Here is a 23,682-nt window from a genome sequence, read left to right as displayed (position 1 = left end):
ACGAGACGATGTTCGACCGCACTCACCGCTTCCTCGGCGCACTCGTGGCCCTCGGCCTCGCCCTGGCCGGGCTGGTCGCCCTGCCCGCCCCCGCGCGGGCGGCGACGCCGGTGTGCGCGCTGGCCTGCGACACCCTCGACCCGTCCAGGGCGGCGCGGGACACCTTCCCCGTACCGGCCCGGACCATCAACGGACGGACCCTGCGGCTGCACGTCTCCGACCCCGACAGCATGGCCTGGGCGAGCATCGACAACGCTGTCACCGGTGACGCCGTCTGGCTGGACCGCTCCTGGGACCGCGGCGCCACCTGGGAACCCCTGCTGGGCAAGGCGTCCGTCCCCGGCTCCTGGACCGGCACGCGGACGCTGATGTACAACATCACCGACCCGGTCGGGCACCGGCGCGGCTGGATCCGCGCCTGCGGTGACGCGGCCGGGGTCGCCTGCACCGACTGGGTGTACCCGAAGGTCTGCGACGGCTCCTCGTGCGACGGCGCCGACCCGGCGGGCGCGGCCGGCGACGACCGCCCGGTACCGGCGACGACCCTGTTCGGGCGCACCATCAGCCTCCACATGGACCACGCGAACGGTATGGCCTGGGGCGTCATCGAGAACGGCGGCGCGGGCGACGAGATCTGGCTCGACCGTTCCTGGGACGGCGGGGCGACCTGGCCCGAGGGCTCCTCCCTGGGCCGTACGGCCGTCCCGTCCGGTGCGCGCGGCACCCGGACGGACATGTTCGCCACCCGGGACCCGCGCGGTCTCCTCTTCGGCGGCGCGGTCCGCGCGTGCGGCCGGGAGGCGGCCCACCAGGAGGGCAGCTGCACGGCGTGGGCCCGGCCGGTGCCGACCCGGGCGCGTGCGGCGGCCGACGCGCTGATGGCGTCGTACCGGACCGACGAGGGCTGGTGGCGCAGCAGTTGGTGGAACTCGGCGGTCGCGATCACCACGGTGATGGACTTCGCCCGGCGGACCGGACGGCACGACTACGACTGGGCCGTCTCCCGCACCTTCGAGCAGAACAGGGGCGTCTTCCCCGCGGGCGTCCGCAGTTCGGACCCGGTCGAGGGCCACTTCATCAGCCGCGCCGTCGACGACGCGGGCTGGTGGGGCATCGCCTGGGTGACCGCCTACGACCGGACGCGTGAACGGCGCTACCTGGACGAGGCGGTCACCATCGCGGACCACCTGCACCGGCACTGGGACCCGTCCACCTGCGGCGGCGGCATGTGGTGGGACCGGGAGCACACCTACAAGAACGCCGTCACCAGCGGCCTGTACCTGTGGCTGACCACCGCGCTGCACCAGCGCCTCGCCGGTGACACGGTGTGGGGCGAGCGGGCCACCACGGCGGCGGACTGGTACCTGGACAGCGGGCTGATCGACTCCTCGGGCCTGGTCAACGACGGCCTGACCCGCGACTGCGCCAACAACGGCCAGACGGTGTGGAGTTACAACCAGGGCCTGGCCATCGGCGGCTTCACCCAGCTGTGGCGCTCCACCGGCGAGACCCGCTACCTCGACACCGCCCGGCGGCTGGCGGACGCGGCGATGACCTCACCCCGGCTGACCCGCGACGGCATCCTCACCGAGTCCTGCGACGTCGGCGCCGCCACCTGCGACGACAACCAGAAGCAGTTCAAGGGCATCTTCATACGCCACTTCGCCGACCTCGCCGAGGCCACCGGCTCGACGGCCTACCGCGCCTACCTCGCCCGCCAGGCCGACTCCGTCTGGACCACCGACCGCGACCCCCTCAACCGCCTCGGCCAGCGCTGGTCCGGCACCACCCCCAACCCGGCGGACTGGCGCACCCAGGCGAGCGCCCTGTCGGCGGTGGTGGCGCGCCCGGGTGGCTGAAGCACAGCGCCCCCGGGCCGGCACCGCCGGTCCGGGGGAGGGCGCGCGGTCAATCGCGGGCATAGGCGGACAGCAGCGTGTCGGCGCGGAGCCGAAGCTCCGGTGTGTCGGCGCCCATGACGCTCACGGACACTTCCCGGCCGCCGACGGCCCGGGCGAGGGAGACCCACAGGGTCGCCTCCGTGCCGGCTAGGGGATACGAGTACCAGCCGTCGGGAGCTTCGTCGTCGGTGTCCTGAACACCGGCCTCGACGGTTTCCCAGTCGGTCTCGTCGAAGGCGTACCCGGCGTAGCGGGACAGCAGCTCGAGGAAGCCGCGCAGGTTGCGGCCCATGATCCAACCGGTGATCGGCTCGGTCACGTGTCCTCCGTCCCCGTCATCGCAGGGCCGGGTGGTCCGCCACCACCGTGCAGGAGCCCGGGGCGATCTCCGTGAAGCCCGCGTCGCGGACCGTGGGGAGGCCGCCGGCGGTCAGGGCGGGCCAGTCGGCCGGGGCGGCGGTGCGGACGGTGAGGGGGAAGCCGGTGGCGTGCCAGGTCGCGCGGGCCTCGTCGGAGAGCCCCCACCAGGCCAGTTGGGCGCCGTGGCCGGCCTGCGCCATCGCCTTGCCGGCGGACATGTCGAGGGCGGGGTTGAGCCAGAGGGTGGGGACCCCCGGCTCCGCGGGCGGCACGGGGTCGGGGTCGTCGAGGTCGGTGCCGGAGACCTGGAGGCGGGCCAGGTCCTTGGGCCAGCCGTCCAGCGGCACGGGCGGGAAGACGCGGACCTCCGCCGACTTGCCGGTGACCGTGATGCCCGGCAGTGCCTCCGCGCGGCGCCACTCCGCGCCGCGCGCCCGGCGCACCACCTTGCGGATGCGGGCGTCCTGCCAGTCGCGCATCGCCCGCGCCCACTCGCCCCCGCCGACCGAGCGCTCGTCGGCCAGCATCACCAGGACGGCGCGGGCCGCCGTCTCCAGCGCGTCCGTACGGGCCGGAGGCGCCGCCCGCTCGATGCGGACCACCAGGGGCAGGACGAACTGGGGCGCCTCGTCGCGGGCACCGGGGTCGGGACGGAAGGGGCTGTCGGCGGCAGGGGTTCGGTTATCGCTCACGGGGCCAGTGTGCCAACCCGCGCGGCGGTCCCGTCAGCCCGAGCAGGCCGTGCGTTCGGCCTCCCGCCACTCGCAGACCGGGCACAGCGTGACGCCCTTGTACGACTCCGGGTACTCCGTCGGCTCCCGGCACAGCACGCACGCCGCGTACGGCGGGCCGTCGGCCTTGGGCGGCCGGGTGGCGTCGATCAGGCAGTAGTCCTTGTCGGTGTCGCTCATGCTCCCAGCGTAGGACGGCTCAGCCCCGGCCGTTCGCCGCCGCGATCAGGTCGGAGACCTGCACGAAGCGGTAACCCCGGCGACGCAGCTCCGGGACGATCCTCCGTACCGCCCGTTCCGTCGTCGGGGCCGCGCTGCGGGTGCAGTGCAGGACGACCACGGAGCCGGGGCGCACGCCCTCCAGCACCTGCCGGGCCACCGCCTCCGCGTCCGTGGCGAACGCGTCGCCGCCGACCACGTCCCACTGCACGGCCGTCACCCCGGCCGGGGTCAGCGCCTTGAGCGCCGTACGGTCGTAACAACCGCCGGGGAAACGGAAGTACGGCTTCGGATCGGGCACGCCCACCTTCCGGAACGCCGCGTACGCCCGTTCCACGTCCGCCCGCATCCGGTCGGCGGAGACGGCCGGCAGGCCGTAGCAGTCGCCGGTGAAGGCGTAGTGGCTGTAGGAGTGGTTGGCGACCTCGAAGAGCGGGTCCCGGCCGATGGAGCGGGCCTGGTCCGGGTACTCCTCGGCCCAGCGGCCCGTCATGAACACCGTGGCCGGCACCCGCAGCGCGCGCAGGGTGGTGATGAGCCGCGGGTGGTCGAAGCGCTCGCCCGCCGCCGCCCTCGGGCCCTGGTCCGCGGTCATGTCGGCGTCGAAGGTGAGGGCGACCGTCCGGTCGCCGGTGCGCGGGCCGTTGCGGAAGACCGGGGTCAGACCGGACGGGCCCGGGGCGAGGGTGGGAGGGACCGAGGGGGAGGAGGGCGCGGAGGGCGCCGGGTGAGGTGCCTGCCGGGCGGGGGGAGGGGCGGCGCAGGCGGCGAGGGCGGTGGCCAGCACGCATACGGCGGCTGCTCGACGTACGGGAGTGATCACCGTATGACGATATGGTCATATTCGTCATATTCATGGTGGTGTGCGTCTCGGCCGGTACCCGGATCACTCGGGTGGGCGGGCGCCCGCCCCGCCGCACCGCCTCAGATGTCGCGCCGCTCCAGCGGCCGCGTCGCCGGGCCCTGGACGACCTTGCCGTCGACGTCGAAGCGGGAGCCGTGGCAGGGGCACTCCCAGGCGCGTTCGGCGGCGTTGAAGTCCACCAGGCAGCCCAGGTGGGTGCAGCGGGCGGAGACGGCGTGCAGGGTGCCGTCGTCGTCGCGGTAGACCGCGACTCGGCCGCCCTCCGCGCGGACCACGGCGCCCTCGCCCGGCGGCAGCGCCTCGGCCGGCGGTGCCGGGCGCAGCCGGTCGCCGACGAAGTGCTTGGCCACCTGCGCCTGGTGCTTGAGGAAGGACGGCGCCTCCCGCACCGCGGAGGCCAGCCGGCGCGGGTCGTACAGCCCGCTCCACGCGCACTCCCGGCCGGTGATCTGCGCGGTGAGCAGCAGGCCCGCCATCATGCCGCCGCTCATGCCCCAGCCGCCGAAGCCGGTGGCGACGTAGGTGTGCCGGGTGCCCGGGTGCAGCGGGCCGACGAGCGGCACGGTGTCGGTGGGGTCGTTGTCCTGGGTGGCCCAGGAGTGGGTGAGCTCCACGTCGGGGAAGTGCGTGCGGGCCCAGGCGGAGAGGCGGTCGAAGAGGGCGCGGGTGTCACCCGTACCCGGCGTGAAGTGCTCCCCGGTGATCACCAGGAGGCGGCGGGTGCCGTCGTCGCCGTAGGGGGCCGTCCGCACCGAGCGGGTGTTCTCCTCGGGGGTGATGTACATGCCGCCCGGGTCCTGGCCGGCCGGGACCGGTCCCGCGACGACCAGTTCGCGGCGCGGGGAGAGGCGGGTGAACAGCAGCGCCCGGTCGAAGACCGGGTAGTGGGTGGCGACGACCACGTCCCGGGCCGTCACCGTCGCCCCGGCCGCCGTCGACAGGCGGCACGGCGTGCCCTCCTCCAGGCCGAGGACGGTGGTGTCCTCGTGGATGCGTCCGCCGTGCGCGACGATGTCGTCCGCGAGGGCCAGCAGGTACTTGCGGGGGTGGAACTGCGCCTGGTCCGTCACCTCGACGGCGCCCGCCACCGGGAACGGCAGACCGGTCTCCGTCACGAAGGAGGCCGGCAGTCCCGCCTCCCGCGCCGCCTCGGCCTCCGCGCGCAGCTCCTCCACCCGGTCCGCGTCCCGGACGTAGGTGTACGCACTGCGGCGCTCCCACTCGCAGTCGACGCCGAGCTCCTCCACGACCCGGGCGGTGTGCTCGATCGCCTCGGACTGCGAACGGGCGTAGAGGCGCGCGCCCTCGGCGCCCCGGGTGCGGCGCAGCTTGTCGTAGACCAGCGTGTGCAGGGCGGTGATCTTGGCCGTGGTGTGCCCGGTGACGCCGGCCGCGATCCGTCCGGCCTCCAGCACCGCGACGCTCTTCCCGGCCCGCGCCAGCTCCCGTGCCGTGCACAGGCCGGCGATGCCCGCGCCGATCACGGCCACGTCGACATCGAGGTCCCCGGCCGGTGCGGGGTGCCGCCCGCCCGGTGCGGTCCGGAGCCAGTACGAACCGCCTGCCTGCTGCTTCTCCGTCATGCGGGGCCGAGTACCCGCGTGCGCCCGGTTCAGTGGCACGGCTGTGCCCTCATGGGCGCGGTGGAGGGGATGAGCCGGGCCGTCGGCCAGACGGACGTGCTCGTCGCGGGCTGAACTTCGCACCGGGGCGGACGGCGGTCCCGCCGTCCGCCCTGGTCGTCACGGGGCTACCCGCGCCAGGGCCCCGTCACGGCGAACGTCGTGCCGGGCGTGTAGCAGTTGACGTACATCGTGCGGCCGTCCGGCGAGAAGGTGACCCCGGCGAACTCGCCCCACTCCGGGTCCTCGGGGGTGCCAAGGTTCTGCCGGCCACGCGCCATCGCGTAGACCTCGCCGTGCCGGGTGACGCCGTAGACGTGCTGGGCGCCGTCGCCGTCCTCGCACACCATCAGGCCGCCGCTGGGCGCGAGGCAGATGTTGTCCGGTGACTCGCCGGGGAGCCGGACGTCGGTGTCCGGGCCGAAGACGATCACCAGGGTGAGGCGGCGGCGGTCCGGGTCGTAGCGCCAGATCTGGCCGTAGTGGTCGGCCGCCGACCCCTCGGCGCTGCGGGCGAAGGACGACACGAAGTAGACCGAGCGTCCGCCCCAGTAGCAGCCCTCCAGCTTCTGCGCGTGGGTGATGCCCCGCGGGCCGAAGTCCTGGTGGCGGATGGGGGTCCGGGCGGCCTGCGGGTCCGGTACGTCCACCCACTCGATGTGGTCGAAGCGGGCACCGATCTCCTGGATCGAGGACAGGTCGGGCACCCCGGGCACCCGCATCGCCTGGAGCCGGCCGCCCGCGCGCAGCGAACCGGTGCCGCCCAGCGGCTTTTGGGGCAGGAAGCGGTAGAAGAGGCCGAAGGGACGCTCGAAGGCGTCCTCGGTCTCGTAGACCACGCCCCGCCTCGGGTCCACGGCGACCGCCTCGTGCTGGAAGCGGCCCATCGCGGTCAGCGGTACGGCGCCCGTACGGCGCGGGTCGGCGCCGTCGACCTCGAAGATGTAGCCGTGATCCTTGGTGTAGCCGTTGGTGCCGGCCTTGTCCTCGGTCTCCTCGCAGGTCAGCCAGGTGTTCCAAGGGGTCGGGCCGCCGGCGCAGTTCACGGCCGTACCGGCGATCGCGACCCGTTCCGACAGCACCCGGCCGTGGTGGTCCAGGGTGAGTGCCGTACAGCCGCCCTTGCCCTCCGGGTCGTAGGTCAGGCCGTCGACCACCGGGACGGGGACTCTGCCGTCGGCGCGGTTCTCGTGGTTGCGGACCAGGTGGGTACGGCCGTGGCGGCCGGCGAAGGCGGCCATGCCGTCGTGGTTGGAGGGGACCGGGCCCTCGCCGGAGCGCAGCGGGTCGCCCTCGCGGGAGAGGACCTCGTAGCGGAAGCCCTTCGGCAGGTCGAGCAGCCCGTCGGGGTCGGGGACCAGCGGGCCGTAACCGCTGTGGCCGAGGTTCTGGGCGGCGGCGGTGCCGGTGAAGAGTTCGGAGAGGGCGCCGGTGAAGGCGATGCCGATGCCGAGGGCGCCGGAACGGGCGAGCATCTGACGTCGTGTCGCGGGGGAGCCGGTCGTGGACCTGGTGGTGGACCCGGTTTCTGACATGGGGAAACCTTCCTGCTGGCGGACAGGAACTGTGACCCGCCGTGTCTATCACCTGGTGCGGGTCACGGGAACCACGCGCGTGGCTCGTGTCACGGCCCGGGGCGCCGTCCGTCGGGCTCCGGGCGGGCTGCCGCCGGGTGGTCCGGCTCGGGTGGAGGTTGGGGCTGGGACTGCTGGGCGCGTTCGAGGAAGCGGAGGAGTTCGACCGGGAAGGGCAGGACGAGGGTGGAGTTCTTCTCGGCGGCGACGGCGACGATGGTCTGCAGCAGGCGGAGCTGGAGGGCGGAGGGGGTCTCCGACATCTCCTGGGCCGCCTCGGCGAGCTTCTTGGAGGCCTGGAGTTCGGCGTCGGCGTTGATGACGCGGGCCCGGCGTTCACGGTCGGCCTCGGCCTGGCGGGCCATGGAGCGCTTCATCGTGTCGGGCAGGGAGACGTCCTTGATCTCGACCCGGTCGATCTGCACGCCCCAGCCGATCGCGGGGCTGTCGATCATCAGCTCCAGGCCCTGGTTCAGCTTCTCGCGGTTGGACAGCAGGTCGTCGAGGTCGCTCTTGCCGATGATCGACCGCAGTGAGGTCTGGGCCATCTGGGAGACGGCGAAGCGGTAGTCCTCGACGTTGATGACAGCCGCCGGAGCGTCGACGACCTTGAAGTAGACGACCGCGTCGACCCGGACGGTGACGTTGTCGCGGGTGATGCCCTCCTGGGCGGGGATCGGCATCGTGACGATCTGGAGGTTGACCTTGCGCATGCGGTCCACGCCGGGGACGACGAGGGTGAAGCCGGGCGGACGCGCGGTGCCGTGCAGGCGGCCGAGGCGGAGGACGACGCCGCGCTCGTACTGCTTGACGACCCGGGCCGCCGCGAGGAGGTAGGCGGTGGCGGCCGCGGCGGTGCCGGCGGCCGCGGTGAGCAGTTCCTCGACCATGGTGACCTCCCGGTGCAGAGGCCCGTGCGCTTCGGGTGTATTCGCAACGATATGCCCGGTGGTCGGTACAGGGCCATGCCGGGGGGCCGGGGACCGGGCGGCGGGTTCTTCGCCCCCGCCGCCCCTTCCCTTCCCGCCTCCGGGGGCGCTGCCCCGGACCTCCGGTCGCGCCCACGCGGCGGAGCCGCACGTCGGCGCGGCCCCGCGCCCCTAGGGGGAGGAGGAGGTCGTGGCCGGTGTGCTGTGGCGGGCGGACCAGTTCTCCAGGGCCGTGTGACAGGCGTGGTCCAGGTGGTGGAGGCCGGTGAGGTCCAGTTCGACGGGGCGGTCCTGGGGGAGGGACTCCAGGGTGTCCAGTATCTTCGGGAGGCGCAGGAAGGTCGCGTTGCCCGACAGGTGCACCTGTATGGGGCCCGCGCCCTTGTCCACGACCTCCAGCTTCGCCTGCGAGGCCTCCCAGGCCGTCTTGACGACCGACAGGGCCATACCGATCAGCACGCCCTCGAACATGTTCACCGTGACGATCGACACGGCGGTGACCACCAGGATCAGCGCCTCGCCCCGGTGGCCCCACCAGAGCGCGGCCACGGCCCCGAACGGGATCAGCTTCCAGCCGGCGTGGACCAGGATGCCGGCCAGCGCGGGCAGCGGGATCAGGGCCAGCGCGGACGGCAGCAGCGCCGCGAACAGCAGCAGCCACACGCCGTGCAGCACCCGGGACGCCTTGGTCCTGGCACCTGCCTGGACATTGGCCGAGCTGCGCACGATGACCGCGGTCATCGGCAGCGCGCCGAGGACCCCGCAGACCGTGTTGCCCGCGCCCTGCGCCATCAGCTCCTTGTCGTACCGGGTGCGCGGACCGTCGTGCAGCCGGTCCACCGCGGCGGCGCTGAACAGGCTCTCGGCGGAGGCGATCAGGGTGAACGCGACGATCGTGCCGAGGACGCCGACGCCCAGTGAGCCGAAGGCGTCCGCGCCGGGCGGCTGGACGGCGTCGAGCAGGCCTTGTACCTCGACCGTCGCGACGGGCACGCCGAACGCCAGGGTGACCGCCGTCGCCAGCAGCACCGCCGCCAGCGCGCCCGGTACGACCCCGGCCGGGCCGGGTATCCGGCGCCACAAGACCATCACGGCGACGGTGCCCGCGCCGACCGCGAGCGAGGCGAGCGCCTCGGTGCTGCCGAGCGCGTCCGCGGCGGCCCCGGGCAGGCCGAGGATCTTGTCGAGGCCGGAGGCGGGAGCCGGCAGCCCGGCGGCCGCGTAGAGCTGGCCCGCGATGAGCACGAGACCGATGCCGGCCAGCATGCCCTCGACCACCGAGATCGATATCGCGCGGAACCAGCGTCCGAGCCGCAGCGCGCCCATGGCGAGCTGGAGCAGTCCGGCGGCCAGCACGATCACACCGAGCGCGGGCAGCCCGTAGGTGTCGACGGCCTCGAAGACCAGCACGGTCAGTCCGGCGGCCGGACCGGACACCTGCAGGCTGCTGCCCGGCAGCATACCGGTGACCAGTCCGCCCACGATGCCGGTGACCAGGCCGAGTTCGGCCGGGACACCGGAGGCGACGGCGACGCCCACGCACAGCGGGAGCGCGACGAGGAACACGACGAGCGAGGCGGCGAAGTCCTGCCGCAGATGGGGGAACCTGGACACGGCCGTGCTCACAGCGCCTCGAAGGAGTCGGTGTCCGCGCGGTGTTCGCGTACGGCTCCGGTGTGCACCTCGTAGTACCAGCCGCGCAGCCGGAGCCGGCCCGAGGCCAGCCGCCGTTCGACGCACGGGTACGAGCGCAGCCGCAGCAGCTGGGCCAGGACGTGGTGCTGGACCGCCTGAGCGCAGGCCGGGTCCGCCGCGTCGGCCGACGCCGGCTCGTCGGCGGCGTGCGCCAGCCAGTCGCGCACGGCGGGCACGGCGTCCAGGTCGTCGCCGCGCACCAGCGCGCCGATGGCCCCGCAGTGGGAGTGGCCGCAGACCACGATGTCCGTGACGCCGAGGACCCCCACGGCGTACTCGACGGTGGCCGCCTCGGAGGTGGGGCGCCCGGGGGTGTACGGCGGGACGATGTTGCCCGCGGTGCGCAGCTCGAAGAGCTCGCCGGGCCGGGCGCCCGTGATCAGGGCCGGTACGACCCTGGAGTCGGAGCAGGTGATGAACAGGACGTCGGGGGATTGACCCTCGGCGAGGCGGGCGAACTCCTCAGGGCGCTGTCCGAACGTGCGGGCGTTGTCGATGAGGGGCTGCATCTGATGATTCCTCCTGGCGCGCGTGGGGGCGCGTCGGACGGGCATGACAAAGGTCGGACCCCGCTGACCCGTGGCCCTCGCCTCACGGAATGTGTACGCGGGCGTGAAGGGTGAGGGAAACGCGAAGAAGTGAAGCGGGGGTAAAGCGACGGCGAGGGGCCGGGGTGGGGCCGCGATCGCCGGACCTCGGAACATGTGTGTTTCGCAAGGTGGTTCGCACCTCTTTCGCACACCAAGACTTGGTCAACGGTTGGTCAAGACACACGTTAACCCTGCAAAGTCCTTTGCAGGGTTAATTCAATGTTTCGTGGCGAGGAGAGCCTGAAAAGAAAGGGTGAATTGGCGTGAATGCGCCCCTGATCGGCAGCGCTTCGATCAGGTGTCCGACGTGCGGTTCAGCGGTTCAGCGGGTCCCGGCCTCGGCGAGCCGTCCCGCGTCGCGCGCCAGCGCGGTGAGCCGCGAGATCGCCCGGAAGTACTTCTTGCGGTAGCCGCCCTTCAGCATCTCCTCGCTGAACAGCCGGTCGAACGGCAGTCCCGAGGCGAGGACGGGCACCTCACGGTCGTAGAGCCGGTCCGCGAGGACGACGAGCCGGAGCGCGGTCGACTGGTCCGGCACCGGACGCACACCGGTGAGGCACACCGCGCGGAGCCCGTCGGTCAGGGCGCCGTAGCGGCTGGGGTGGACCCGTGCGAGATGCTCCAGCAGGTCGGGGAAGGCGTCGAGCGAGGCGCCCTCGGTGGCGTGCGCCGTCCGCGTCACCCGCTCGTCGGAGTACGGCTCCGGCGCCTCGGGCAGACCCCGGTGGCGGTAGTCCTCGCCGTCGATGCGCAGGGCGCGGAAGTGGGCCGACAGGCCCTGGATCTCGCGCAGGAAGTCGGCGGCGGCGAACCGGCCCTCACCGAGCTTGCCCGGCAGCGTGTTCGAGGTGGCGGCGAGCGCGACACCGGCCTCGACCAGCTTGCCCAGCAGGGTGGAGACGAGCACGGTGTCGCCCGGGTCGTCCAGCTCGAACTCGTCGATGCACAGCAGGCGGTGCCCGGAGAGGGTCTTCACGGTCTGCTGGAAGCCGAGGGCGCCGACCAGGTTGGTCAGCTCCACGAAGGTGCCGAACGCCTTGAGCGCCGGCTCGGCGGGGGTGGCGTGCCACAGGGAGGCCAGCAGGTGGGTCTTGCCGACGCCGTAGCCGCCGTCGAGGTAGACGCCGCGCGGCCCGGCCGGGGCCTTCTTCGGAGCCCTGCCGAAGCCGAACAGCCTGCGCCGGCCCGAGTCGCCGGCCGCCGCCCCGTCGAGACCGGTCGCGAAGCCCTCGAGGACGCGCACGGCCTCGGTCTGGCTCGGCTGGTCCGGGTCCGGTATGTAGCTGGAGAAGCGGACCGAGTCGAACCGCGGCGGCGGCACCATCTCGGCGACGAGCCGGTCCGCGGGCACGTGCGGCTCACGGGCGCACAGGGACAGCGGGGCCACGTCGGCTGCCGGACCGGGACGGGAGGCGGGGGAGGAGGACGACACGGTCCCCCATGCTACGGGGCGTGGAACACTGCCTGACATGCGACGCCTGTTCCCCGTGACCGACGTGACCGACGAAACGGCAGCTCCCGGCGGGGAGGACGGCCGTGAGTGGAGCCTCGCCGAGCTGGCCGCCGCGTACGCCTACCCCGAACCGGCGGCCGGCGGGCGGGAGCCGTGGCTGCGGGCCAACATGGTCTCCACCCTCGACGGGGCCGCCCAGCACGACGGCCGCTCCCAGCCCATCTCCTGCCCGGCCGACATGCGGATCTTCGGCACGCTGCGGGCGCTCGCCGACGCCGTGGTCGTCGGCGCGCAGACGGTACGGCAGGAGGGCTACCGTCCGGCACGCGCACGCGCGGAGTTCGCGGCCGCGCGGGAGGCCGCCGGACAGGGGCCCGCGCCTGTGATCGCGGTGGTGACGGCGAGCCTGGACCTGGACTTCTCGCTGCCGCTGTTCACCTCCCCCCTGGTGCCCACGCTGCTGCTGACCGGCGCCGGGGCCGCTCCCGACCGCGTGGCCGCCGCCGAGAGGGCGGGCGCCCGGGTGATCACCGCCGGGGAGGGGGGAACGGTGGACCCCGCGCGGGCGGTGCGGGCCCTCGCGGACCTCGGACACACCCGGCTGCTGACCGAGGGCGGACCGAGGCTGCTGGGCCAGTTGGTGGCGGCCGGGGTGCTGGACGAGCTCTGTCTGACCGTCTCGCCGATGCTCACCGCCGGTGACGCACAGCGCATCGCCGGCGGACCGTCCGTAACACTTCCGCGGCGCTTCACGCTGAAGTCGATGCTGGAGGAGGACGGTTTCCTGTTCACGCGCTACCAGCGGTCCTGAACGTCCGCGTCCGCGTCCGCGGGAGCGCCCGATGGTGGCCGCTTGTCCGGTGATCGGCGGAACACATGCGTCCGGCCGGTGCGGGAAGGGGCGACACTGAATCCGGCAGTACCCGTGCGCACACGGGGCAGAAGGGTTTCCGCAGGGCCTGGCCGGGCTCACGGAGCAGAGAGGGGCCCTAGGGTCCTCCGAGGAGAAGGGACGCCTGGTGTTCACCAGCGTACTGATGATCGAGAAGGCCCTGACGTCCGCCGACGTGGAGTTCGTCACCACCTTGCACGGCGACGAGCCGGTCTCCTTCCACGTGCTGCTCCAGCCGCGCGGCGAACAGGCCGACCGGCTGCTGAGAGCGATCGACGACGTCGCGCTCGGCGAGCTCGACGAGGCCGTCCGCGAGGGCGGGACCCCCGAGGGCGAAGAGGCCAGGAGCACGGGGGAACGCGCCCTGGCGGTCTCCCTGCAGGCCCTGCGCGCCACCGGTGACACGGCGGACGGCCGCCTCATCGAGGACCACCCCCTGGACGCGCTGAAGGCCATGGTGGAGGAGGTCGGGGCGGACGAGGTGATCGTCCTGACCGACCCGCACTACGTGGAGGAGTTCTTCCACCGGGACTGGGCCTCCCGGGCCCGGCACAAGGTCGGGGTGCCGGTGCTGAAACTCTTCTCCCACAGCAAGGCATAGGCTGGGGCGGCGCTCTCCCGGCTCCCCCGTGAGAGCGCGAAGACCGCCGTCCCGCTCGTCGCACCACTGGGAGAACACGCATGGCACCCGGCCTTCCTACCGCCATGGACCGACCGCACTTCATCGGCATCGGCGGCGCCGGGATGTCGGGCATCGCCAAGATCCTCGCCCAGCGCGGCGCGAAGGTGGCCGGCAGCGACGCCAAGGACTCCCCGACCGCCGACGCCCTGCGCGCCCTCGGCGCCACCGTGCACATCGGCCACGCCGCCGCGCACCTCGCCGACGACGCCAGCTGCGTGGTCGTCTCCTCCGCGATCCGCGAGGACAACCCCGAGCTGGTCCGCGCGGCCGAGCTGGGGGTCCCCGTGGTGCACCGCTCCGACGCCCTCGCCGCCCTGATGGACGGACTGCGCCCCATCGCGGTGGCCGGCACCCACGGCAAGACCACCACCACCTCCATGCTGGCCGTCTCCCTCACCGCGCTGGGCCGCGAGCCGTCGTACGCGATCGGCGGCGACCTGGACGCCCCCGGCTCCAACGCGCTGCACGGCGCGGGCGAGATCTTCGTCGCCGAGGCGGACGAATCGGACCGCAGCTTCCACAAGTACGCCCCCGAGGTCGCGATCATCCTCAACGTGGAGCTGGACCACCACGCCAACTACGCCTCCATGGAGGAGATCCACCAGTCCTTCGAGACGTTCGTCGGCCGGATCGTGCCCGGCGGCACCCTGGTGATCTCCGCCGACCACGAGGGCGCCCGCGAGCTGACCCGCCGGCTGGACGGCTCGGTGCGGACCGTGACGTACGGCGAGTCCGCGGACGCCGACGTGCGGGTGCTGTCGGTCGTCCCGCAGGGACTGAGGAGCGAGGTGACCGTCGAACTCGACGGCGCCCCGCTCACCTTCACCGTGTCCGTCCCCGGCCGGCACTACGCGCACAACGCGGTCGCCGCGCTCGCCGCCGGTGTGGCGCTCGGCGTCCCGGCCGCCGAACTGGCCCCGGCGCTGGCCGCGTACACGGGCGTCAAGCGCCGCCTCCAGCTCAAGGGCGAGGCGGCCGGCGTCCAGGTCGTCGACTCCTACGCGCACCACCCGACCGAGATGACCGCCGACCTGGAGGCGATGCGCGCCGCCGCCGGCGACGCCCGCATCCTCGTCGTCTTCCAGCCCCACCTGTTCTCCCGCACCCGCGAGCTCGGCCAGGAGATGGGCCGGTCCCTGTCCCTCGCCGACGCCTCGGTGGTCCTCGACATCTACCCGGCCCGCGAGGACCCGATCCCCGGCGTCACCAGCGAGCTGATCATCGAGGCGGCCCGGACGGCCGGAGCGGACGTCACCGCCGTCCACGACAAGGCGGAGATCCCCGAGGTGATCGCGGGAATGGCGAAGCCCGGTGATCTCGTTCTCACCATGGGAGCGGGCGACGTCACCGACCTCGGCCCGCTGATCCTGGACCGTCTGCCGAAGTAAGGGGCTGGAAGCTCATGCCGTACGACGTGGAGAAGCCGGACGAGCAGTGGCGCGCGGAACTGTCCCCGTCCGAGTACGCCGTCCTGCGCCAGGCGGCCACGGAACCCGCCTTCACCGGCGAGTACACCGACACCAAGACCGAGGGCGTCTACTCCTGTCGCGCCTGCGGCGCCGAGCTGTTCACCTCGACCACCAAGTTCGAGTCGCACTGCGGCTGGCCGTCCTTCTACGACCCGAAGGACACCGACGCCGTGGAGCTGGTCGAGGACCGCTCGCACGGCATGGTCCGCACCGAGGTGCGGTGCGCACGGTGTGGCTCCCACCTCGGGCACGTGTTCGAGGGTGAGGGGTATCCGACGCCCACGGACCAGCGGTACTGCATCAACAGCATCTCGCTGACGCTGCAGCCCACCGAGGGCTGATCCGTACCGGCCTGCTGCTCACCAGCCGGTGAGCAGCAGGTGGTTCAGGAGCAGCGCGAGGACCGCCTGACCGGTCAGCCAGGCGCGCGGGCCGGGCAGGAAGGCGGCGGCGGGGAGCAGCCAGAGGGCGAAGGGCAGCCAGATCCGTTCCGTCTCCGCCTTGCTCATCCCCGACAGATCCGCGATCAGCAGCGCGAGGAGCGCGGACGCCATGAGCACCGCGAGACGGGCGTCGGCACCCCGGTGCCCGAAGGGCGCGCCCCCGGCCCTGCGCAGCCCGGCCACCGTCGCCGGGCCGGTGATCAGCACCGTGCACGCGAGGTTCGCCCACACCCAGTACCCGTACGGCCGTACTCCGCCCGCGCCCTGGTAGTAGCGGGTGACCAGCAGGCGGTACGCCTCCCACCAGTCGAAGCCCAGCACGGCGAAGACCACCGGTACGACCAGGAACCCGGCGATCACGTACGGCAGCACCCGCAGCCGCCGCGTGCCCAGCAGCAGAACCGCCGCGCCGATCACCGCGAACAGGGTCAGCCCGTACGACAGGTACACGGTGAGCCCGAACAGCAGTCCCGCGCCGAGGCCCGTCCAGGCCGGGCGGTGGCCGGTCACGGCGAGGGCGAGCAGCGCCACGGCCCAGGCGGCCACCGCCGTGAAGTAACCGTCGGCGGACGTGCCCACCCACACCGCCGCCGGAGCCAGGACGAGGAAGGGCGCGGCGCGGCGGGCGAGCGACTCGTCGGCGAGCCGGCGTACGGCGACCAGGACCGCGACCGCCACCGTGGTGCCGGTGACGATGACGAAGGCGCCCGCCCACCCCCCGCCGCCCAGCCCGATCCGGTCCAGGAGGACGAAGGTGAGCGTGGCGCCCGGCGGGTGCCCGGCGACGTGGGCGGGCCAGTTGTCGGGGCTGTCGAGCAGGATGTGCGCGTCGAAGTCCCGCAGCGTGGCGGGGATGTCCCGGAAGCGGTCGACCGCCCGCAGATACTCGTGGGTGCTGGTCAGCTGCCCGGCGACGCCCCGGAACCAGCCGTCGACGAGGGCGAGGGACCAGGTCCACGCCAGGGACGCCGCCCACGTGGCGAGCAGCAGCCGCCGCCAGGACAGCCGTACGGCCAGGGACGGGCCGTACGCCACCACGGCGGCGGCGACGCCCAGGGCGGCCGGTGTGCCGGGGCCGACGTGCGGAGCCCAGTTCGCCAGCAGCGGCGGCCAGTTCACCCGCAAGGATCCGTCGCGGTCGATCCACGCGCCGATCAGCGCGGCGGCCAGGACGAGCAGGGCGGCGGCCGCGACCGCAGAGAGGTCACGGGCGGTGCAACGGGGAAGATCGCGGTTCACGCCGTCACGCTAGGCCGGGGGAGCGGGCCCGAGCGGCCGGCGAGGGGGGATGTCAGCGTTTCGTCATCCCTTCCGCACCCTTCCATGGGGTGGTGCGGTCCTACGGTCGGCACATGGCTCGGTCATTCCTCCCCACCGTCCCCGCGCGTGGCCCGTTCTCGCCGGACTTCTGGCGCAGCCCGCTGCGCGGCCCCCGGTTCACCGCGGTGCTCGGCGTGGTCCTCCTCGCCGGCATCACGATCCTGTTCGTGACGGGACTGCTGTCGTACGCCGCGTACAACCCGGACCTCGCGCGGGTGAACGACAAGACCCCCGGCAAGGGGATCCTCGGCTTCTACCTCTTCTCCTGGCCCACCGACCCGCATTGGCTGTACCGGCTCACCCAGGGCGTCCACGTCACGCTCGGCCTGGTGCTCGTCCCGGTGCTGCTGGCCAAGCTCTGGTCGGTCGTGCCCAGGCTGTTCACCCTGCCCCCGGCCCGCTCGCTCACCCACGCGCTGGAGCGGATCTCCCTGCTGCTCCTGGTCGGCGGGGCGCTGTTCGAGTTCACCACGGGCATCCTCAACGTCCAGCTCGACTACGTCTTCCCCGGCTCCTTCTACCCGCTGCACTTCTACGGCGCCTGGGTGTTCTTCGGCGCGTTCGTCGCCCATGCGGTGCTGAAGGCGCCGGTGGCGTTCCGGAACCTGCGGACGATGCGGGACGGCGGCGACGAGGAAGCGGACGAGCTGGTCGCTCCCCGTCCCGGCCCGCCGACCGTCTCGCGGCGCGGGGCGCTCGGACTGGTCGGCGGCGGCTCGCTGCTGCTGTTCGCCACCTCCGCCGGGCGCAGCTTCGACGGGCCGCTGCGCGAGACCGCCGTCCTCACCCCGCACGGCGGTCCCGAACCCGGCGGCGGACCAGGGGGCTTTCAGATCAACAAGACGGCCGCGTACGCCGGGATCCGCGCCGCCGAGACGAACCAGGAGGCGTGGCGGCTGGCGGTCACCGGGCCCGCCGGCACCGTACGGCTCAGCAGGGCCGAGCTGCTCGCCATGCCGCTGCACAGCGCGGCCCTGCCCATCGCCTGCGTGGAGGGCTGGTCCACCTCCGACCAGTGGTGGCGGGGGGTACGGCTGCGGGACCTCGCGGCGCTCGTCGGCCACGAGGAGCCGGTGGACGTGTTCGTGGAGTCGCTCCAGCGGCGCGGCGCGTTCCGGCGGGGTGCGCTGCGGGCCAACCAGGTGGCCGACCCGCGTTCGCTGCTCGCCCTGTTCGTCAACGGCGAGGAACTGACCGCCGATCACGGCTACCCGGCCCGGGTCATCGTGCCGGCGGCGCCCGGTGTGCTCAACACCAAGTGGGTCGCCCGGCTGACCTTCGGCGAACTGTGAGGGGAGCGGACCTGTGAAGCTGGTGGTGCTGCTGTGTTCGTTCGTCCTCTGCGCGTACGCGGGGGTGCGGCTGCTCGACGGGGACTGGTTCTCGGTCGCGTTGTGGTTCGTGGGGGCGGCGGTGGTCCATGACCTGGTGCTGCTGCCGTTGTACGCGGGGGCCGACCGTGCGCTGGTGCGAGGGGTGGCGCGGCGGGGGTGGGTTCCCTACGTGCGGGTGCCGGCGGCGTTGTCCGGGTTGCTGCTGCTGGTGTGGTTTCCGCTGATCAGCGGGCGGGTGTCGGAGCGGTATGCCGGCGTCACGGGGTTGTCGGCGGACGGGTACGCGATGCGGTGGCTGATCGTCACGGCCGTGCTGTTCGGGGGGTCTGCGGTGGTGTTCGCCGTGCGGGCGGGGAGGAGGCGTCGGTCGGCTGACGACGCCTGACGATCCTCTTCGCCCCCGCCGCCCCTTCCCGTCCCGTCCCTGGGGGCTGCGCCCCCAGACCCCCCTTTCGGCCCTTCGGGCCTCGTCCTCAAACGCCGGACGGGCTGAAACTTAGCCCCTCCGGCGTTTGAGGAGCGGGGTCTGGGGCGGAGCCCCAGGTTCGGGACGGGAAGGGGCGGCGGGGGCGAGAAAAAGGTCCCTACTCCGCCCGCAGCGCCACGAACGAGCGCCCGCCCGCCGACCACTGGCCGTCCGCACGCCACCCCGCCCCCGCCGCACACCGCAACAGCGCCGGCGTCCCGAGACGGGCCCACGGAAACGGCGCCCCGGGCGCACGACGCGCGTCGGTCACCTGGACCAGCACACGTTCGTCGACGTCCGGCCGCGGCACCGTCTCGACGATCGACAGCCCGCCCGCCACCACCAGCCGCGCGACCCGCTGCAACAGAGCGACCGGATCCCCGCCGATCCCGACATTGCCGTCCAGCAGCAGCGCCGTACCCCAGCGCCCGACCCCCGGCAGCGGGTCGAAGACCGACCGGAGCAGCGCCTGCCCGCCACGCCCGACGGTGTGCGCGACCGCGGCCTCGCTGACGTCGATGCCCAGCGCGCTGCGCCCCTGGGCGCCCAGCGCCGCGACCAGCCGCCCCGGCCCGCAGCCCACGTCCAGCACCGCGCCCTCGCAGCGCCGCAGCACCTCCAGGTCCGCCGCGTCGGCCTCCGCGCACCAGCGCTCCACGTCCAGCGGCAGCAGCCGGCCGTCGGCACGGCGCAGGAACAGCGGCCCCCGGCCGGCGCGCAGGGCGTCGGCGTACGGGTCCGCCGACCAGGCCCGCTCGGCGGCGGGTGCCGTCCGCTGGTGTCCTACCCGCGCCGCCGCGCGCACCCCGCTCACCGGCGGGCCGCCGTCAGCCGGGCCAGTCGCGCGGCGAACCGTCCGCCGGGTGCCTCACCGGCGACCAGCGCCGCGTCGTCCGCCGTGTCCACGTCCCGCAGCGGCGGCAGTTCGCGGACCCGCAACCCCGCGAGCCGTCGCCGTTGCACGGCCCCGGTCTCCGGTACCGACATGGGGACCCCGCGCAGGAGCGCCGGATCGGGTGCGGCCAGGCCCAGCGCCCAGAAGCCGCCGTCCTCGGCGGGGCCGAAGTACGCGTCGCAGTCACCGAAGTCCACGGTGAGCAGCTCCGGGGTCACCTGGGGTGTGTCCATGCCGATGAGGAGGGCCGGTCCGTCGCACCCGGCGAACGCGGCGGCCAGCCGCTCGTCGAGCCCGCCCGCGCACTGCGGTACGACCTCGACGCCGGCCGGCAGCCAGCGCCCCGGCGCCCCGTCCAGCACCAGCACCCGGCGCCGCGCGGGCGTGCGCGCCACCACGTCCAGCGTGTCCGCGAGCGCGGCCTCGGCGAGCGATGCCGCCTCCTCGGGGGAGAACGGCGGGGTCAGCCGGGTCTTCACCCGGCCGGGGCGGGGCTCCTTGGCGATCACCAGCAGCGTGACCGGCGACGACGTCATGACGCCGCCCCTTCCCGCACCGGCGCCTCCTGGAGGACACGGCTCATGTCCCGTACCGCCTGGAAGGTGCCCCGCCAGGTGCCGGTCACCTTGGAGGTGCCGGTGCGCGGCGCGTACGGGACGTCGTGCTCGGTGACCCGCCAGCCGGCGTCGGCGGCGCGCACCACCATCTGCAGCGGGTAGCCGCTGCGCCGGTCGGTCAGGTCCAGGGCGAGCAGTTCCTCGCGCCGGGCCGCCCGCAGCGGGCCGAGGTCGCGCAGCCGCAGCCCGGTACGGCGGCGCAGCAGCCGGGACAGGGCGAGGTTGCCCGCGCGGGCGTGCAGCGGCCAGGCCCCGCGCCCCCGCGGCCGGCGCCGGCCCAGGACCAGGTCCGCCTCGCCGGCCCGTACCTCGCGCACGAACGGCACCAGGTCCGCCGGGTCGAGGGAGGCGTCGCAGTCGCAGAAGCAGACGATGTCGGCGGTGGCGGCGGTCAGCCCGGCGTGGCAGGCGGCGCCGAAGCCGCGCCGCTCCTCGTGCACGACGGTCGCGCCGAGCTCGCGGGCGATGCGGTCGGAGCCGTCCGTGGAGCCGTTGTCCACGACGAGGGCGCGCCAGCCGGGCGGCACGCGCTCCAGCACCCACGGCAGTGCCGCGGCCTCGTCGAGACAGGGGAGGACGACGTCCACGGACGGCGGGCCCGGTTCGGGGGCGGGGGAGGAGGTGGTCACGGCTCTCACCCTACGAACGCGAAAAGGGCAAACCGGGCAGCGGCTCCTTACGGAATGCGGACGTCGGCGGCCCGGACGCCCTGCTCGCGCGCGCGTGGTGCGAGGCTGGCGGCATGGAGCAGCGACCACCGCACGCCGAGGCCGGAGCCCGGGTCCTCGTCGTCGACGACGACCCCACCGTCGCCGAGATCGTCACGGGCTACCTGGACCGCGCCGGATACGTCGTCGACCGGGCCGGTGACGGCCCCGGCGCGCTCGCCCGCGCGGCGGCCCACTGGCCGGACCTCGTCGTCCTCGACCTGATGCTGCCCGGCATGGACGGCCTGGAGGTGTGCCGACGGATGCGCGGGCAGGGGCCCGTGCCGGTCATCATGCTCACCGCGCGCGGCGACGAGGACGACCGCATCCTCGGTCTCGAGGTCGGCGCCGACGACTACGTCACCAAGCCGTTCAGCCCGCGCGAACTGGTCCTGCGCGTCGAGTCCGTGCTGCGCCGCGCCCGCCCCGCTCCGGACCCCGCGTCCGGCCTGCTGCGGGCGGCGGGCCTCTCCGTCGACCCCGCCGCCCGCCGGGCCGCCAAGAACGGCTCCGAACTCGCCCTCACCATCCGCGAGTTCGACCTCCTCACCTTCTTCCTGCGGCACCCCGGGCGGGCCTTCGCGCGGGAGGAGCTGATGCGTGAGGTGTGGGGCTGGGACTTCGGAGACCTGTCCACCGTGACCGTCCACGTACGGCGGCTGCGCGGCAAGGTCGAGGACGATCCGGCACGGCCCCGGCTCATCCAGACGGTGTGGGGCGTCGGCTACCGTTTCGACCCCGCCACCGCGGCCGGGGAGGCGTGAACGATGCGGGACATGCTGCTCATCGCCCTGTTCGCCTTCCTCGGCGCCGCCGCGGCGGGTGTCCTCGGCGCGTGCGTCCTGCTGCTGATCCGGCGGTGGTCGCTGACGGCGCACCTCGCGGTGGTCGCCGGGGTCGCGGTGGCGGCGATGCTCGCGGGCACCCTGGCCGTCGCCCAGGCGATGTTCCTCTCCGCGCACGACCTGAGCGTGGTGACCACGGTCGTCGCCATGGCCGCCGTCGTCTCCACGGTCACCGCGCTGCTGCTGGGCCGCTGGGTCGTCGCCCGCAGTCGCGAACTGACTCTCGCCGCCCGCTCGTTCGGCGACGGCGGTGACTTCGCCGCGCCCGAGCGCCCGTCCACCGCCGAACTCGCCGCGCTCAGCCGTGAACTGGAGGCGACCAGCGTCAGACTGGCCGAGTCACGGAACCGTGAGCGCGCCCTGGAGTCCTCCCGGCGGGAGCTCGTCGCCTGGATCTCCCACGACCTGCGCACCCCGCTCGCCGGACTCCGTGCGATGGCCGAGGCGCTGGAGGACGGCGTCGCCGCCGAACCCGACCGCTACCTGAGGCAGATCCGCACCGAGGTGGAACGCCTCAACGACATGGTCGGCGACCTCTTCGAACTCTCCCGCATCCACGCCGGCACACTGACCCTCTCGCCCTCCCGGATCTCCCTGTACGACCTGATCGGCGACGCCCTCGCCGGCGCGGACCCGCTCGCCCGCGAGCACGGTGTACGGCTCGTCGGGGACGGGGTGGAGCCGGTGCCGGTGGAGGTGGACGGGCGGGAGATGAGCCGCGTACTGGGCAATCTGCTGGTCAACGCGATCCGCCGGACCCCGGCCGACGGCACGGTCGCCGTCGCCGCCCGGCGTTCGGACGAAGGCGTGGTGCTGTCCGTGACCGACGGCTGCGGCGGCATCCCCGAGGAGGACCTGCCCCGCGTCTTCGACACCGGCTGGCGCGGCACCCACGCCCGCACCCCGCCGGCCGGCGCGGGCCTCGGCCTCGCCATCGTCCGCGGCATCGTCGAGGCCCACCGGGGCAGCGCCACCGTCCGCAACGTCACCGGCGGCTGCCGCTTCGAGGTGATCCTCCCGGCGACGGAGGGGTGACTCGCCCGCCCCGCCGCCTCACTCGCCCCGCAGCCCCGCCGACGCGAACTCCCGCATCCCCTCCTCGAAGCCCACCTCCGGCTTCCAGCCCAGGTCGGCGCGGAGCCGGGAGGAGTCCGCCGTGATGTGCCGGACGTCGCCCAGGCGGTACTCGCCGGTGACGACCGGGTCCGGACCGCCGTACGCGGCGGCCAGGGCGCGGGCCATCCCGCCGACCGTGTGCGGGGTGCCGCTGCCGGTGTTGTACGCGGTGAGCGTCCCGGCCGCCGGGTCCGCCGCCGTCAGGGCGGCGACGTTCGCCGCCGCCACGTCCCGCACGTGGACGAAGTCCCGGCGCTGACGGCCGTCCTCGAAGACGCGCGGGGCCTCGCCGCGGGCCAGCGCCGAGCGGAAGAAGGAGGCGACGCCCGCATACGGGGTGTCGCGGGGCATGCCGGGGCCGTAGACGTTGTGGTAGCGCAGCGACACCGCCGAACCGCCCGTCGAACGGGCCCAGGCGGCGGCCAGGTGTTCCTGGGCCAGCTTGGTCGTGGCGTACACGTTGCGCGGGTCGGCCGGGGCGTCCTCGCCGACCAGGCCGGGTTCGAGGTCCGCGCCGCAGGCCGGGCAGAGGGGTTCGAAGCGTCCGGCCGCCAGGTCGGAGGCGGCGCGCGGTCCGGGGCGTACGACTCCGTGCCGGGCGCAGAGGTAGCGGCCCTCGCCGTACACCACCATCGAACCGGCCAGCACGAGCCGGCCGACCCCGGTCTCCGCCATGGCGGCCAGCAGGATGGCTGTGCCCAGGTCGTTGTGGGAGACGTAGGCCGGGGCGTCGGTGAATCCGGTGCCGAGGCCGACCATGGCCGCTTGGTGGCAGACGGCGTCCACGCCGGAGAGGGCGTCGCGGACCGCTCCAGGGGAGCGGACGTCCGCCGTGGGGTCGGTGCGGATGTCGAAGACGACGGGGTCGTGCCCGTGGGCGCGCAGCGCCTCCACGACGTGGGATCCGATGAAACCGGCGCCGCCGGTGACCAGTACGCGCATGTGCTCACGCTAGGC

24 protein-coding genes are annotated in these 23,682 nt (G+C 73.8%); 9 read left to right on the top strand and 15 right to left on the bottom strand.

What is annotated here, in order from left to right; all coding sequences use genetic code 11:
- Nucleotides 1-8 precede the first annotated feature (8 nt).
- Entirely contained in the window at nt 9-1,859 is a 1,851-nt protein-coding gene (locus tag ACH5AO_RS25540; protein WP_398928411.1) for a glycoside hydrolase family 76 protein, read from the top strand.
- A 49-nt stretch (nt 1,860-1,908) separates the two neighbouring features.
- Here ACH5AO_RS25540 and ACH5AO_RS25535 read toward each other — a convergent pair whose 3' ends face one another.
- The 10 genes from ACH5AO_RS25535 to zapE all read right to left on the bottom strand — a co-directional run bounded on the left by ACH5AO_RS25535 (nt 1,909) and on the right by zapE (nt 11,918).
- Nucleotides 1,909-2,220: a hypothetical protein gene (locus ACH5AO_RS25535; RefSeq protein ID WP_398928408.1), complete on the bottom strand. Its 312-nt coding sequence runs from the start codon at nt 2,218-2,220 to the stop codon at nt 1,909-1,911.
- 16 nt (nt 2,221-2,236) lie between these two features.
- Nucleotides 2,237-2,953, bottom strand: coding sequence for a peptidyl-tRNA hydrolase (locus tag ACH5AO_RS25530; RefSeq protein WP_398928406.1), 717 nt, complete (start codon nt 2,951-2,953; stop codon nt 2,237-2,239).
- A 33-nt stretch (nt 2,954-2,986) separates the two neighbouring features.
- The gene (locus tag ACH5AO_RS25525; protein WP_398928404.1) at nt 2,987-3,172 is read right to left on the bottom strand and encodes a hypothetical protein; all 186 of its coding nucleotides are present in this window, start codon (nt 3,170-3,172) and stop codon (nt 2,987-2,989) included.
- A 19-nt stretch (nt 3,173-3,191) separates the two neighbouring features.
- On the bottom strand, nt 3,192-4,034 hold the full coding sequence (locus ACH5AO_RS25520) for a polysaccharide deacetylase family protein (protein WP_398928402.1): 843 nt from the start codon (nt 4,032-4,034) through the stop codon (nt 3,192-3,194).
- Between the two features lie 101 nt (nt 4,035-4,135).
- Nucleotides 4,136-5,659 (bottom strand): FAD-dependent oxidoreductase, encoded by a 1,524-nt coding sequence (locus ACH5AO_RS25515; RefSeq protein WP_398928399.1) that lies wholly within the window; start codon nt 5,657-5,659, stop codon nt 4,136-4,138.
- 167 nt (nt 5,660-5,826) lie between these two features.
- Nucleotides 5,827-7,233 (bottom strand): PhoX family protein, encoded by a 1,407-nt coding sequence (locus tag ACH5AO_RS25510; RefSeq protein WP_398928396.1) that lies wholly within the window; start codon nt 7,231-7,233, stop codon nt 5,827-5,829.
- 89 nt (nt 7,234-7,322) lie between these two features.
- Nucleotides 7,323-8,162 (bottom strand): slipin family protein, encoded by an 840-nt coding sequence (locus ACH5AO_RS25505; RefSeq protein WP_398928394.1) that lies wholly within the window; start codon nt 8,160-8,162, stop codon nt 7,323-7,325.
- 210 nt (nt 8,163-8,372) lie between these two features.
- Complete coding sequence (locus tag ACH5AO_RS25500) at nt 8,373-9,815, bottom strand: SulP family inorganic anion transporter (protein WP_398928392.1); 1,443 nt, start codon at nt 9,813-9,815, stop codon at nt 8,373-8,375.
- 8 nt (nt 9,816-9,823) lie between these two features.
- On the bottom strand, nt 9,824-10,405 hold the full coding sequence (locus ACH5AO_RS25495; RefSeq protein WP_398928390.1) for a carbonic anhydrase: 582 nt from the start codon (nt 10,403-10,405) through the stop codon (nt 9,824-9,826).
- Nucleotides 10,406-10,808: 403 nt separating this feature from the next.
- A complete protein-coding gene (zapE, locus tag ACH5AO_RS25490; protein WP_398928388.1) occupies nt 10,809-11,918 on the bottom strand; it encodes a cell division protein ZapE in 1,110 nt (369 codons plus the stop codon).
- 37 nt (nt 11,919-11,955) lie between these two features.
- Between zapE and ACH5AO_RS25485 the strand changes: the two genes are divergently transcribed.
- The 4 genes from ACH5AO_RS25485 to msrB all read left to right on the top strand — a co-directional run bounded on the left by ACH5AO_RS25485 (nt 11,956) and on the right by msrB (nt 15,323).
- Nucleotides 11,956-12,750, top strand: a complete 795-nt coding sequence (locus ACH5AO_RS25485) for a pyrimidine reductase family protein (protein ID WP_398928386.1) — start codon at nt 11,956-11,958, stop codon at nt 12,748-12,750.
- Between the two features lie 208 nt (nt 12,751-12,958).
- Nucleotides 12,959-13,432 carry an indole-3-glycerol phosphate synthase gene (locus ACH5AO_RS25480; RefSeq protein ID WP_398928384.1) on the top strand — a complete coding sequence of 158 codons (474 nt, stop codon included), beginning with the start codon at nt 12,959-12,961 and terminating at the stop codon, nt 13,430-13,432.
- 80 nt (nt 13,433-13,512) lie between these two features.
- Entirely contained in the window at nt 13,513-14,901 is a 1,389-nt protein-coding gene (gene murC / locus ACH5AO_RS25475; RefSeq protein ID WP_398928382.1) for a UDP-N-acetylmuramate--L-alanine ligase, read from the top strand.
- Nucleotides 14,902-14,915: 14 nt separating this feature from the next.
- Nucleotides 14,916-15,323: a peptide-methionine (R)-S-oxide reductase MsrB gene (msrB, locus tag ACH5AO_RS25470; protein ID WP_398928380.1), complete on the top strand. Its 408-nt coding sequence runs from the start codon at nt 14,916-14,918 to the stop codon at nt 15,321-15,323.
- Nucleotides 15,324-15,341: 18 nt separating this feature from the next.
- On the opposite strand, the gene ACH5AO_RS25465 is transcribed toward msrB, so the two are convergent.
- Nucleotides 15,342-16,664 carry a hypothetical protein gene (locus ACH5AO_RS25465; RefSeq protein ID WP_398928378.1) on the bottom strand — a complete coding sequence of 441 codons (1,323 nt, stop codon included), beginning with the start codon at nt 16,662-16,664 and terminating at the stop codon, nt 15,342-15,344.
- 113 nt (nt 16,665-16,777) lie between these two features.
- On the opposite strand from ACH5AO_RS25465, the gene ACH5AO_RS25460 reads away from it, so the two are divergent.
- Both ACH5AO_RS25460 and ACH5AO_RS25455 read left to right on the top strand, forming a co-directional pair.
- Entirely contained in the window at nt 16,778-18,037 is a 1,260-nt protein-coding gene (locus tag ACH5AO_RS25460) for a molybdopterin-dependent oxidoreductase (protein WP_398928376.1), read from the top strand.
- Nucleotides 18,038-18,050: 13 nt separating this feature from the next.
- Nucleotides 18,051-18,464: a hypothetical protein gene (locus ACH5AO_RS25455; protein WP_398928374.1), complete on the top strand. Its 414-nt coding sequence runs from the start codon at nt 18,051-18,053 to the stop codon at nt 18,462-18,464.
- Nucleotides 18,465-18,663: 199 nt separating this feature from the next.
- Here ACH5AO_RS25455 and ACH5AO_RS25450 read toward each other — a convergent pair whose 3' ends face one another.
- From ACH5AO_RS25450 to ACH5AO_RS25440, 3 genes are read right to left on the bottom strand one after another with little or no spacing between them, the layout of a single operon-like run.
- The gene (locus tag ACH5AO_RS25450) at nt 18,664-19,359 is read right to left on the bottom strand and encodes a methyltransferase domain-containing protein (RefSeq protein WP_398928372.1); all 696 of its coding nucleotides are present in this window, start codon (nt 19,357-19,359) and stop codon (nt 18,664-18,666) included.
- Nucleotides 19,356-19,976, bottom strand: a complete 621-nt coding sequence (locus tag ACH5AO_RS25445; RefSeq protein WP_398928370.1) for a DUF2064 domain-containing protein — start codon at nt 19,974-19,976, stop codon at nt 19,356-19,358. Before ACH5AO_RS25445 ends, ACH5AO_RS25450 begins: the two co-directional genes overlap by 4 nt.
- Entirely contained in the window at nt 19,973-20,695 is a 723-nt protein-coding gene (locus ACH5AO_RS25440) for a glycosyltransferase family 2 protein (RefSeq protein ID WP_398928368.1), read from the bottom strand. Before ACH5AO_RS25440 ends, ACH5AO_RS25445 begins: the two co-directional genes overlap by 4 nt.
- 104 nt (nt 20,696-20,799) lie before the next feature.
- Here ACH5AO_RS25440 and ACH5AO_RS25435 point away from each other — a divergent pair, with 104 nt between their 5' ends.
- The gene (locus tag ACH5AO_RS25435; RefSeq protein WP_398928366.1) at nt 20,800-21,528 is read left to right on the top strand and encodes a response regulator transcription factor; all 729 of its coding nucleotides are present in this window, start codon (nt 20,800-20,802) and stop codon (nt 21,526-21,528) included.
- Nucleotides 21,529-21,531: 3 nt separating this feature from the next.
- Entirely contained in the window at nt 21,532-22,644 is a 1,113-nt protein-coding gene (locus tag ACH5AO_RS25430) for a sensor histidine kinase (protein WP_398928364.1), read from the top strand.
- An 18-nt stretch (nt 22,645-22,662) separates the two neighbouring features.
- Here the strand turns inward: ACH5AO_RS25430 and ACH5AO_RS25425 are convergent, their stop codons facing one another.
- Nucleotides 22,663-23,667 (bottom strand): NAD-dependent epimerase/dehydratase family protein, encoded by a 1,005-nt coding sequence (locus ACH5AO_RS25425; RefSeq protein WP_398928362.1) that lies wholly within the window; start codon nt 23,665-23,667, stop codon nt 22,663-22,665.
- Nucleotides 23,668-23,682 lie beyond the last annotated feature (15 nt).

It is taken from the genome of Streptomyces sp. NPDC018964, assembly GCF_044390325.1.
Classification (GTDB): domain Bacteria; phylum Actinomycetota; class Actinomycetes; order Streptomycetales; family Streptomycetaceae; genus Streptomyces.
Note: the sequence above shows the minus strand (reverse complement) of the source record. Positions and strands in the feature narration are given on the sequence as shown.